We start from the raw sequence: 11,240 nt of genomic DNA, 5'->3' as shown, positions 1-11,240 counted from the left end.
GCATCACCGGGTCACGGCGACGATCGCGCCGAGCTCGGCCGACGCCATCACCCTGACCGCGGCCTCGGGCGTCATGGCCATCGTGACGACCGCCGTGCCGGCGCCGTTCTCGTCGCGCCGCGCACGTTTCATCACCAACGCGTCCCGCGCGATCGTGCAGGTTCCCGCATCGCCGTCCGGTCCGTCGTCCGGCTCGCCGGTCGGTTCTCCGCCGTCCGGTCCGTCATCGGCCGATTCGCCATCGGCCTGGCCGCACCCCACGGCGGACACCAGCCGCACCGTATCCCCGGCGACCAACGCCGAGGCGTCGTTCGACACCGCCACCTGAAGCACCGTCCTGCCGCCCGGCACGACAGGCGCGTCGCGGGCGTTCGTCGGGAAGAGCGGCTGGCTTTCGTCCACATCGTTCTGCGCGATCCGCCCAACCACGTCGTCGGCACGGGAGAACGCCCCCGCGACGACGGGTGAACGGGGCGTCTCCACCACGGCGACGTCGCCGGCCCCGATCACGTCGCCGCGACGGATCGCGCGCGTCGCGACGACCACATCGGTCGTCGCGACCAGGACGTTCACCAGTATCACCGCGATCACCGCGACGACGATGACGCAGCACGCGGCGACGATACGGGTGAGCCGCGCGCGGGCACGCCGCGCGGCGAGCGTGGGGCGTGTGAGCCTCGCCCAAGGCGGATCGGGTATTCTCATATGCCCAGCGTCGGGCATCGGCACGGTCGGGTGCAAACCGTACCGGCAATGTGGATAGAGCCCCCGGAAATCTTCACATCCTGTTCGAACGGGTACGGCGACCGCCGGCGCCGCCGGCGCGCCTTGGGCCCCGGACCCGGATACGACGAAGGCGGCGCACTGGATGACATCATCCGATGCGCCGCCTTCCCGCGATGCGCCGCCGGCGCGGCGCGGACCTCACTTCTTGCCGGAATCGGTGCGGTAGAAGCCGCTGCCCTTGAACTCGATCGGCACGGCGGAGAAGATCTTGCGCACCTGCTCCTCATGGCACTGAGGGCAGACGGTGATCGGCGTGTCATCGAACGACTGGCGTTCGGTGAAATCGTAGCCACAGCTCTTGCAACGGTAATGATAGGTAGGCAACGTAATCCTCCAACGAAACGAATCCGGCCCGGAACCCCACGGCATGGCCACCCGGCGAAAAGCCCGCGGCTCCCCGCGTGTCCCGGCATATGCAACCGTACATATCCTAATCGCCCGCGCGACACGTCCCGCCGGAAGCGAACACCGGTTTCCAGCATGCGGAACGGTAGCCGGAACGGGCGGCGAGGCGTCGGCGTCACGCGAACATCGTCACGCCGTCCGGCGTGAGCGCGCCGTCCACCGGCAGATCATGCGGCTCGCGGGGCAGCGGGTCCGCATCCGCATCCAGCAGCTCCCACGGCCAGCAGACGGCGACGACCGGCGCGTCGGGCGCGCGATGTCCGAGCGCGCGGTCGTACCATCCGCCGCCGCGTCCCAGCCGGGTCCCCGACCGGTCCACCGCCAACGTGGGGACGATTACCAGTCCGGCCTCGCCCAGCGCCTCGGGTGGCAGCGTCGGCACCGTCGGTTCGTCGGGCCGGTGATGCCCGTTCCCGCCCGCATCCACCGCACGCAGGTCGTCGAGATTGCGAAGCACGCCCCAGCCGACATCCAGCCCCGAGCCCAGCAGCGGCACGAGCACGCGTGCGCCGGCCTCCAGCAACGCGCCCAGCAACGGACGCAGCTCGACCTCCGACCCCATCGAGACGTAGGCCGCGACCGTCATGCCGGCGAGGTCGTCCGTGGGCCAGGGCAGGTCGCGCATCAGCGCGGCCAGACGCGTCCCCGCCTCGGCGCGCTCCCCGGCGGGCACCGTCTTGCGCCTGGCGATCGCCTCATGGCGCAGCCGCCGCTTCGTCTCGATCCGCTCGTCCCGTTCGACGTCCATCGTCCGTCCTTTCGTCCGGTTCCATCCGTTGCGTCCACGGCCGCCGGCGTCGCCGTCCGGCCGTTCATGACGCGCAACCATACGCCGTCGGTTTTTCGCGCGCGTGGCACAATGGTGGGCGTGTCAGTATTCCAGACCATCCGCCACGCGTTCGCGCCCGCCGACCCGAACGCCATCCGCACGCCCGTCGTCCTCAACGCGCCGGCCGGAGCGCCGCCGATCACGCTGCGCACGATGAGCGCCGACGACGAGGCCGAGTGGAGCGAGGTGCGATGGAACAACGACGCATGGCTCAGGCCGTGGGAATCCGGCGACCCGATGCACGGACCGGGCATCACGTTCAACCAGTGGATGGCCATCCAACGCCGCAACGAGGAACGTGGCACGGGCATCGTGCTCCTCATCGAACATGGGATGCGCATCGTCGGGCAGATCTCGATCGGCGCGATCACCTACGGTGCGATGCGCACCGGCGTGGTCGGCTACTGGGTGGCGCAGGATGCCGCCGGGCACGGCATCGCGCCCATGGCGCTCGCCATGCTCGCCGACTGGGCGATCGGGGACCCGACCGGGCCCCGCCTGCACCGCCTGGAGATCGCGATCCTGCCGGACAACGCGCGTTCCCTCGCCGTGGTGCGCAAGGTGGGCGCACGACGCGAGGGGTTGCGCGCGAACTATATGTATGTGGCCGGCCGGTGGCGGTCACACGAGACGTTCAGTCTGATCGCGGAGGACATGGGCTCCGGGTTCGCCGCGCGTCTCGTCGCCTGCGGCGGCGACGCGTCCGAGACGGCGGCGCAGGCGGACCCAGCGGCCGCCGACGGTCCGGCGCCCACGGACGCCGCCACGCCGTCCGCCCCTACGCGGGCAATCGACACGCCGCCGCACAATGCGGACAATGTGACGACCGTCTCCTATTCTTGAGCATTATGGGTTACGAGCAGTTGAGCACGATCATCGTGCTCGTCATCGTACTCATCGGAATCGTGGCATGGCTGCCGGTGCGCACGGCCAAAAGCATGCGGCATGTGGAGGAACATCGCGAGGATCGCTTCTCCTCGTCGCTACATCTGGTCGATGAGCACAGCGGCACGCGATTCAGCGATGACGGTACCTACGCGAAAGGGGTCTTGATGCAGCCGAACGAGAGGCGCGCGAACACGCTTACCCCCGAGCGCATCGCCGAAGTGCGGCGGTTGCGCCGTCAGGCGGTACGACGTCGCCAGATCCTCGTCGTGTCGTTGCTGCTGATCGCCGTCGTCGTCGCCGTGGTCGCGTTCCCTCTGCATTTCAATCCGTGGTTCGCCCTGATCCCCGTCGCCCTCGACGCCGTCGTGCTCGTGCTGGGCGCCCATGCCGCCGGCCAGGCCCGCGCGTGGGAGCGCAAGGTCGCCAGGGCGCGCGCCCGCGAACGCCGTTCGCGCATGGCCAGGACCCGCGCGCAGGCGCGGAACGTCGACGCCGAGACCGCCAAGGTGAAGATGGAGGCCGACGGGCTCAGGAGGTCCGCCGAGGCGATGGCTTCGGCGATCGCCGATGATTCGTCCGCCGCCGGTGCTGTCCGGGGCGAGGAGGTCCCGACCGCCGAAATGGAACGTCGTGAGATCCGCAGCGTGCTGCGTCAGGCGGAAATCGAACAGCGTCAGGCGCTGGCCGCGCACGGCAAGCTCGATGCGCCCGAGGTGCAGGTGGTCGACGTCTCGGCCGCGGGTGCCGAGGCGGCCGCCGCCGGGCGGGATACCTCCGTTCCCGCCGCCACGCCCGCCGCCGCGCAGCAGGACGCCCGGACCGTGCCCTCCGACGCCACCACGGAACTTGCCGAAGTGCGCCCGGCGAAGGCCCTTGACGCGTTCGACATGGCCATCGCCTCGCCGGACCTCATCTCCTTCTCGCTGGGCGAGCCGCGCAACGTGGCCGAAGACAAGCCCGCCGCGTCGGAAAGCCGCGAGATCAAGTCGATGCGTCAGGTCGCCAAGGCCGATCCGGTGGACGCCGACGAGGAGAAGAGGCTCGCCGAGGAGGCGCGCATGGAGACCGAACCCGCCAAGGGCTCGGGCGATGGCGTCGCATCCGACGCCCAGGCCGGGGAGACGACCGGGAAGACGTCGGACGACGCTTCCGTAGCCGCCGACGCATCATCCGCCGTTGCCGACGCTTCCGCCGCGTCCGACGCTTCGGACGGCAGCGTGATCGCCGCGGTGCCGCAGGATTCCGGCGTCTCCGACGTGAACGCGTTCCACGAGTCCGAGGAACAGGCGAGGGTCGCCGTGCCCGCCGCCACCTCCGATTCGCTGGGCCATGACCTGCAGGCCATCCTCGCCCGCCGCAGCTCCTGACGTTCGTTTCTCTCACAGCGTTAGCACTCGAGTTGGCAGAGTGCTAAAAACCGCGCTACCATGTGAGGCAGTGCTTGGGATCGTGCAAGTGATCGTCAGCCTCTTGGGCGTTTCCGGCGCGAAGACATCGAACCTACAAGAAATACGAGGTGACCCACAGTGTCGATCAAGCTCACACCGCTGGAAGACAAGATCATCGTCAAGCAGGCCGAGGCCGAGACCCAGACCGCGTCCGGTCTGTACATCCCGGACAACGCCAAGGAGAAGCCGCAGCAGGGCGAAGTCCTCGCCGTCGGCCCGGGCCGTCGCGATGACAAGGGCGAGCGCATCCCGGTCGACGTCAAGGTCGGCGACAAGGTCCTGTACTCCAAGTACGGCGGCACCGAAGTGCACTACGAGGGTGAGGACTACCTCATCATCGGCGCCCGCGACGTGCTCGCCATCCTCGGCTGAGACACCCGCGCATACGCGTATATCGATTGCGAAAGCCCCGGCGGTCAGCCGGGGCTTTTCTCGTATCCGCTCGCAGCGTATTTGAGACGCCATGCCCGCCGGCCGTACACTGGACGCGGATTCGAGCCCCCGTCGAAGGAGCGCAGTCATGATAGACACGCCCGGCATCCCCTCGCGCATCGCCGCGATGCTCCGCGACGCCTTGTCCTGCCCGCCGGACGTCATCGAGCTCGCCGTCCTCACGTTCGTCGCCGGTGGTCATCTGCTGCTCGAAGACGTGCCGGGCGTCGGCAAGACCACGCTCGCCCGCGCGTTCGCCCGCGCCATCGACGGCGAGGTCAGCCGCATCCAATTCACCCCCGACATGCTGCCCGGCGATCTGACCGGCGTGAGCATCTGGTCGCAGGGCGAAAGCCGGTTCGTCTTCCACCCAGGTCCCCTGTTCGCGAACATCGTCATCGCCGACGAGATCAACCGCGCCAACCCGAAGACCCAATCGGCCATGCTCGAGGCGATGAACGAACGCCAGGTGAGCGTCGACGGCGAAACCCACCCGCTGCCCGACCCGTACTTCGTCATCGCCACGCAGAACCCGATCGAACTGGAAGGCACCTACCCGCTGCCGGAAGCGCAACTCGACCGGTTCATGACCTGTACGGCATTCGGCTACCCGACCGCCGAAGCCGAGGCGCTGATGCTCACCGCCGGCGACTGGTCGCACCCGCTCGACCGTGTGGACCGCGTCTGCTCCGCGGCCGAGGCGGCCGCCGTCCGCCGCAAGGCTCGCGAAGTGACGCTCGAACGTCCGGTCGCCGACTATATCGTCGCCATCACGCAGGCCACACGCGGGCGCGACGGCGTGCGCTACGGCGCATCGCCGCGCGCCAGCCTCGCGCTCGCCGCGATGGCCCGCGCCCGTGCGTTCGTCGACGGACGCTCCTACGTGCTGCCCGACGACGTGCGCACGCTCGCCGTGCCCGTGCTCGCCCACCGGCTCGTGCTCGACGAGACCGGCATGGGGTATGCCGACGGCACGCTGGAACGGGCGCGCGCCGTCGTCGCCGACGTGGTGCGCGGCACCGCGGTCCCGAGGGCATGACCATGCGACGGCCGGGGCGTTCGGAGTGGGGGAGGGGAATCGCCCGGCAGCATATTCCGCGGCTTGACCTGTGGGACCTTCGCCATCATGGTCTGATTCGTCCCACGGCCGCCTGCCTGGCATTGGCCGTGTTCGGCGCGCTCGCCTGCTATGCGGGATTGCTGTTGGACGAGCGCACGCTGATGGCCACGGTCATCGTGGCCGGCTCTCTGATCGTGCTGTCGCTGTCCGCCGCGGTGGTCCAGTGGGCGATGGCCGGGCACGGGGACACGGCACGATCGCCGCGGCTGTTGCTGCCGTCCGAGGTGACGGCCACGGCGTTGTATGAGCGCCTCGACCAATACGGGAACGTCGTCGACCGGTGGGCGGGCGCGTTGCCCCGTGAACGCGGCCTGTACCGGCGGGTCGGCACGCTGCTGCGCTGGCGCTCGCCGTTCGGCCTCTTCGTGGTGCGTCGTCGCGTCGCCGCCGCGGGGGAGACGATGGTGCTGCCCGAGACGGCGGATGCGGCCGCGCGGGAGACGGGCGCCGTCGTCTCCGGGCGGACCGTCGCCTTGAGGGACGCGGAGGATTCGGGGGCCGTGCGCGGCTACGAGCCCGGCGACCCGATCAGACGGATCGCATGGCGGCACAGCGCCCGTCGCGGCAAGCTGATGACCCGTGAGAGCGAGGGGAACGAACGCGCCACGCTGCTGCTGGTCGTGAACGTGGACGGTTCGGATGGCGTGGATGCGCGGCGGCTCGACGGCGCGGTCGCCGCGTTGCTGCCGTATGCGCAGGCATGCCACGGCATGGGGCGCGGCATGGGTCGCGGCATGGACGTGGTGGCCACCGACGGCGTCCATGTGGCCGAAGGGAAGCGGGCGGTCCTGCGGTTCCTGGCCGCCGCGCGTCCGGTCGGCGGGCGGGGTGATGCGCGTGGCCGCGATCGGCTCCGCGGGTGTCTCCGCGAACGAGTGTGTATGGTTCTTGCCCGAGCGTGTATGGTCCTCAGACGTATGTGCATGGTCCGGGGCGCAACCTGCACGATTCCGCAGGCAACATGCAGCATTTCCGCGGCGACCTGCACGGCGTCGGTGGGAAACATCGTCCGGCGCCGTTCCGGGCCGGTCGGGGTGCTGGTCTGCGATGCCGGTGATTCCAACGGTTTGGCGGATGCCCTACGTCGCTCGTCGCTCGCCGCCTCGGTGCGTGTACTCGACCCCACCCCGCAGGAACGGGTCGTGATTACGCAGGAAGGGTCCGAAACCCCGCACGTTCGACCCGAAACCATGCAGGTCCCCTCCCGAACTCCACAGGTTCACCTCGAAACCAAGCGGATCCGCCCCATCGGACCGCGTACGGCCCTGCGGACGCCCCGAATCGTCGCCTCGCTCGCCCTGCTGACGTACTTCGGCGTCATGCTCAAGGCGCTCGTCGGGCTTGTGGAACCCACGGGCTGGTGGATATGGTTCGCCGCCGGGGCACTCGCCGCCGCCGTTCTCGCCTCGACCGTGCCGATGCCGTCCGGACACCCGGTCCGATTCTCTCTGATCCGCGTGTCGGCTTTCGCCTTCGCGGCGGGAATCACGGCCGTCGTACTGGTCGTTGCGCGATTACGCGACGGATCCGGCTCGGTGGGAGGCGGCTCCGGTGCGGGTGGCACAGGCGGTGCGGCCGCTACGGGCTCGGGCGTGCAGGACGGTCTTGCCGGATTCCCGACCCGCCTCGTCGACGCGCTGTCCGTCGGATTCGACCGGCTCGACCGCCAGCTGCCGCCATTGAAGGTCGTTCCGGCGTCCGACATCCTGCTGATCCTCGTCGTCTTCGCGGCCGCCGTCCTCATCCGCTGCCTGCTCCTGTGGCGTCCGGCCGTCCCGTCGTTCGCTGTCCTCCCCGTCGTCGCGCTCGCCGCCGACTCCGCGATGCTCGGCCATGTCGCCCCCTGGTGGGCGGTCGCCCTGCTCGCCGCCGCCTTCCCGATGAGCGTGTGGGCGTCGGCGTCCCGTCCTCGCTCCGGTTCAGGTCCCGGTTCGGGTCCCGCATCCGCGACGCCGGCCGCCGCCTGCAACGCGCCGGCCGCCGCCGCACCCGTCCCCTCGGAACCGCCGCGGGCCCTGCGCGCCGCATTCGCCGCGCTTCTGGTCATGGCCGTCACCTTGGCCTGCACCCCTGCCGCCGAGACCCTCGCCTACCGGGTGCCGCTGTCAATCGGCGAGGGCGGCGGCATGTTCTCGTCGAACACGGTCAGCCCGCTCATCGACCTGAAACGCAACATCGACGCCGGTTCCGATTCGGTCGTGCTCGGCTATTCCGCCGACCGCCGCCTGTACCTGAAGCTCACCACACTCGACGCGTTCGATGGCGACACGTGGGGCTACGACCGGGAGCTCGCCATCGACGCCGGTCTGTACGGCTCGGGCATCCGTCTCGGCCGCGACGAGTCCGACGAGCTCACGATGGAGCAGCGCCGTGCCGGCGACCCGATCGGCATCTACGCGTGGCTGCTCGGCTACGCCGGCTACACCGCATCCACCTCCGGCACTGGCACAGCCACCGACGGCACTGACGGCACCCGCATCGACGAGCACACGCTCGAACGCTACGAGACCACCGCGAACGTGCGCATCGACACGCTGCGTTCGCGTTTCCTGCCCGTCCCCGGCATCGCCAGCGGGGCGAACGGCGTCGGCTCCTCATGGCTGCGCTACCGTGACGGCAGCATGGTCAACCGCACCGACGCGACGTCGTCGGGCATGCGGTACGCCGTGTCCGGCACGTATCTGGATCCCATCTCGTCGGCGTCCGGATTCTCCGAGCTCGATCCGGTGCGCGAGGTCGTCGCCGCGCTGGAGCGGCAGCGCGACGATTCCGGCGGCCAGCTTGACGGCTGGCTTGAGGCGCGTCGCGCGATCGCCGATTCGGGACTGGGGGAGACACGCGACGGGTTCGCCGTGATCCGCGCCTCCATCGACGCCGACGGCGTCGTGAGCGCCCCCGACGGCACGCGCATCGGCAAGGTGAGCGCCTACAGCATGGCGTTCTCCGGCGAGCAGGACAACGACCGTGTGTGGGGCGGCGGGACGACGACGCCTTCCGCGGGCCGATACTCCCAGCATCCCTCCCACATCGTCTTCGACGATGCATTCGAGGCGCGATACGGTGCCGACGGCGCCGGCATCGTCTACGGCTTCTCCGAGAACGGCGACGCCGTGACCCTCGTGATGCCCCTTACGAACATGACCGGCTCCGACGGCTCTTCCGACGGCACGCGCGGTTCGTCGCCGTCGATCGACGGCAGGTCCGGGTCCGGCGCGTCGACCGTCTGGGCGCAGAACGCCATCACCATCCTCTTCCAATCCGACACCACCATGTCCATCGCCGTGGAGGCCGGATCCGCCGCCGACGACCGCCGCATGGCGCGCCGCATCCTCGCCATGGTCGCCGCCTCCGACGAGGAGGCCCGAGCGGGCCGCTACACGTCCCTGCCGAAGTCGCTGCCGGCCAATGTGCGCGCCGTCGTGCGCCGGGCGCGCGCGGCCGGCGTCGCCGCGAAGGCCGGGACCTACGACGAGCAGGTGCGCGCCATGCGCTGGCTCGTCGGGTATTTCGCCGACAAGGCCAACCATTTCACGTATTCGCTGGATGCGCCGGACGGCGACGGCCGCTCCAACATGCAGGTCGTCGACGACTTCCTCGACCCCGACACCGGCCATGCCGGCTACTGCCAGCACTACGCCGCCGCGCTCGCCGTGCTCGGGCGCGCGCTGGGCGTGTCGACGCGCATCGTGCTCGGCTACAACGCGGGCACGAACGCGCGCGATGCCGACGGCTATTTCCCGGTGGCGTCGCGTCAGTTGCACGCATGGGTCGAGGCGTATCTGGACGGCGTCGGCTGGGTGCCGTTCGACGTGACGCCGCCGAGCGAGGAGAACGGCATGCTGACGGCCGACGGTTCGCCCGCCGCGTCTGACGCGTCGTCCGCCGGATCCTCGGGCACGTTGACCGGCGACGACGGGTCCGCCATCACCGAATTCGATACGACGGGGAACGACGGCGCGTCCACGCGACGGAACGGCGCGGACGGCGGCGCGTCCGCGAAATCCGACGACACCGTCTCCCGCGACAGGGATACGGGCGGTTCGTCCGAGGCGTCCGGTCCACCCGTCTGGCTTGCACGGCCCGTGGCATGGTTCGCGGCATTGCCGGTCCGATGGCGTGTCGCGCTCGCCGTCGGCGTGGCCGCGGCGGCGCTCGTCGCGTGCGTGGCCGCACCTCGCGCCGTACGCGCCTGGCGTCGCCGGCGTTGCGTCGCCGCCGCGCGCCGCGCCGAGTCCGCTTCCAGCGGCGGTTCCGGTGGCGATGATTCCGGTGATGGCGATGCCGCCGCGTCCGCCGCGTCGCGTGCGGCCGCGTGGCGCATGGCATGGGCCGAGATCCGTCGCGAGGGGCGTGCGGCCGGTGCACGATGGGATGACGCCGCCACCGACCTGATGATCGCCGATCGCGTCGCCGCCGTATGGCCGGGAGGATCGGATGACGATCGCGGGCATCGCGCCGTGATTCTCCGGGTGGCCCGCGCCGCCGATTCGGTCGCGTTCGGCGGTGGCGCGCCTCCGGTCGATGGTCTGGCCGACGGACTCGATGCGCTGTTCGCGGCGACACGCCGATGAACGGGATTCGGAAGTGGTTCGGACGGCTTTCCGACGTCCTGATTCGGTGCCGGAACCCTGGAAATGGCGTCGCGACACGCCGATGAAGCCGAAAAGTTGCACGTCCTTGTTTCGTTGGAATTCCAACGATTATGACGTATATGGCGGGTGATTTCGCGGGGTGTTCGCCATGTCCGGGTTGCGCGACCGGGAATCCCGTGGCATGATGTTCGAGTTGCCTGACGAGGTCAAGACCTCGGAGGGAAACAGAGACTGGCGGATTTCCCAAGCGGTCAAAGGGAGCTGACTGTAAATCAGCCGCTTCGTGCTTCAGTGGTTCGAATCCACTATCCGCCACGCCCCGATAGCTCAGTGGTAGAGCACTTCCTTGGTAAGGAAGAGGTCGTGAGTCCAATTCTCACTCGGGGCTCTCTGGCGGGGTAGCTCAGCTGGCTAGAGCGTACGACTCATAATCGTAAGGTCAAGAGTTCGAGCCTCTTCCTCGCTACAAATCGCGCCCACCAACCGGTGGGCGCATATTATACCTAGTAAAACACAGAGGTGAATGACAATGGCTAAGAGCGCCGACATCCGTCCGGGCATCACGCTGGCCTGCACCGAGTGCAAGGAGCGCAACTACATCACGACGAAGAACCGTCGTAACACGCCCGACCGTCTCGAGCTGAAGAAGTTCTGCCCGCGCTGCGGCAAGCAGACCGTGCACCGCGAGACCCGCTGAGCGCATTCGAGATTTGCGAAGACCCGACCGTATGGCCGGGTCT

Annotated in this window: 8 protein-coding genes, 3 tRNA genes and 1 pseudogene; 9 read left to right on the top strand and 3 right to left on the bottom strand. The window is 69.3% G+C overall.

The features are described from left to right. Nucleotides 1-3 precede the first annotated feature (3 nt). The 3 genes from AC1AYX_RS06970 to AC1AYX_RS06960 all read right to left on the bottom strand — a co-directional run bounded on the left by AC1AYX_RS06970 (nt 4) and on the right by AC1AYX_RS06960 (nt 1,939). Nucleotides 4-705, bottom strand: a complete 702-nt coding sequence (locus AC1AYX_RS06970) for an SAF domain-containing protein (protein ID WP_476502829.1) — start codon at nt 703-705, stop codon at nt 4-6. Nucleotides 706-924: 219 nt separating this feature from the next. After that, the gene (locus AC1AYX_RS06965) at nt 925-1,110 is read right to left on the bottom strand and encodes an FmdB family zinc ribbon protein (RefSeq protein WP_476502828.1); all 186 of its coding nucleotides are present in this window, start codon (nt 1,108-1,110) and stop codon (nt 925-927) included. Between the two features lie 196 nt (nt 1,111-1,306). Next, nucleotides 1,307-1,939: a 5-formyltetrahydrofolate cyclo-ligase gene (locus AC1AYX_RS06960; RefSeq protein ID WP_476502827.1), complete on the bottom strand. Its 633-nt coding sequence runs from the start codon at nt 1,937-1,939 to the stop codon at nt 1,307-1,309. A gap of 111 nt (nt 1,940-2,050) precedes the next feature. Here AC1AYX_RS06960 and AC1AYX_RS06955 point away from each other — a divergent pair. From AC1AYX_RS06955 to rpmG, 9 genes and pseudogenes are all read left to right on the top strand, one after another. Beyond that, nucleotides 2,051-2,713: pseudogene (locus AC1AYX_RS06955) on the top strand (GNAT family N-acetyltransferase); the annotation flags it as partial. Between the two features lie 155 nt (nt 2,714-2,868). After that, the gene (locus AC1AYX_RS06950) at nt 2,869-4,275 is read left to right on the top strand and encodes a hypothetical protein (protein ID WP_476502826.1); all 1,407 of its coding nucleotides are present in this window, start codon (nt 2,869-2,871) and stop codon (nt 4,273-4,275) included. Nucleotides 4,276-4,434: 159 nt separating this feature from the next. Then, nucleotides 4,435-4,728, top strand: a complete 294-nt coding sequence (gene groES / locus AC1AYX_RS06945; RefSeq protein ID WP_034527158.1) for a co-chaperone GroES — start codon at nt 4,435-4,437, stop codon at nt 4,726-4,728. A gap of 148 nt (nt 4,729-4,876) precedes the next feature. Beyond that, nucleotides 4,877-5,827 (top strand): AAA family ATPase, encoded by a 951-nt coding sequence (locus tag AC1AYX_RS06940; protein WP_476502825.1) that lies wholly within the window; start codon nt 4,877-4,879, stop codon nt 5,825-5,827. 2 nt (nt 5,828-5,829) lie between these two features. Beyond that, nucleotides 5,830-10,479 (top strand): transglutaminaseTgpA domain-containing protein, encoded by a 4,650-nt coding sequence (locus AC1AYX_RS06935; protein WP_476502824.1) that lies wholly within the window; start codon nt 5,830-5,832, stop codon nt 10,477-10,479. A gap of 254 nt (nt 10,480-10,733) precedes the next feature. Further along, a tRNA-Tyr gene (locus tag AC1AYX_RS06930) sits at nt 10,734-10,815 on the top strand. Between the two features lies 1 nt (nt 10,816). Beyond that, a tRNA-Thr gene (locus AC1AYX_RS06925) sits at nt 10,817-10,888 on the top strand. A gap of 4 nt (nt 10,889-10,892) precedes the next feature. Next, nucleotides 10,893-10,966 (top strand) — tRNA-Met (locus AC1AYX_RS06920). Between the two features lie 63 nt (nt 10,967-11,029). Further along, nucleotides 11,030-11,197 carry a 50S ribosomal protein L33 gene (gene rpmG / locus AC1AYX_RS06915; RefSeq protein WP_007053013.1) on the top strand — a complete coding sequence of 56 codons (168 nt, stop codon included), beginning with the start codon at nt 11,030-11,032 and terminating at the stop codon, nt 11,195-11,197. Nucleotides 11,198-11,240 lie beyond the last annotated feature (43 nt).

This window comes from Bifidobacterium sp. LH_419, from assembly GCF_056356955.1.
The sequence above is the reverse complement of the archived record's forward strand: the minus strand, read 5'-3'. Positions and strand labels throughout refer to the sequence as shown.

Bases quoted from the DNA above. Each gene is read 5' to 3' on its own strand.
- AC1AYX_RS06970 (WP_476502829.1), bottom strand. From the start codon at position 705: ATGAGAATACCCGATCCGCCTTGGGCGAGGCTCACACGCCCCACGCTC.
- AC1AYX_RS06960 (WP_476502827.1), bottom strand. From the start codon at position 1,939: ATGGACGTCGAACGGGACGAGCGGATCGAGACGAAGCGGCGGCTGCGC.
- AC1AYX_RS06950 (WP_476502826.1), top strand. From the start codon at position 2,869: ATGGGTTACGAGCAGTTGAGCACGATCATCGTGCTCGTCATCGTACTC.
- AC1AYX_RS06940 (WP_476502825.1), top strand. From the start codon at position 4,877: ATGATAGACACGCCCGGCATCCCCTCGCGCATCGCCGCGATGCTCCGC.
- AC1AYX_RS06935 (WP_476502824.1), top strand. From the start codon at position 5,830: ATGCGACGGCCGGGGCGTTCGGAGTGGGGGAGGGGAATCGCCCGGCAG.
- rpmG (WP_007053013.1), top strand. From the start codon at position 11,030: ATGGCTAAGAGCGCCGACATCCGTCCGGGCATCACGCTGGCCTGCACC.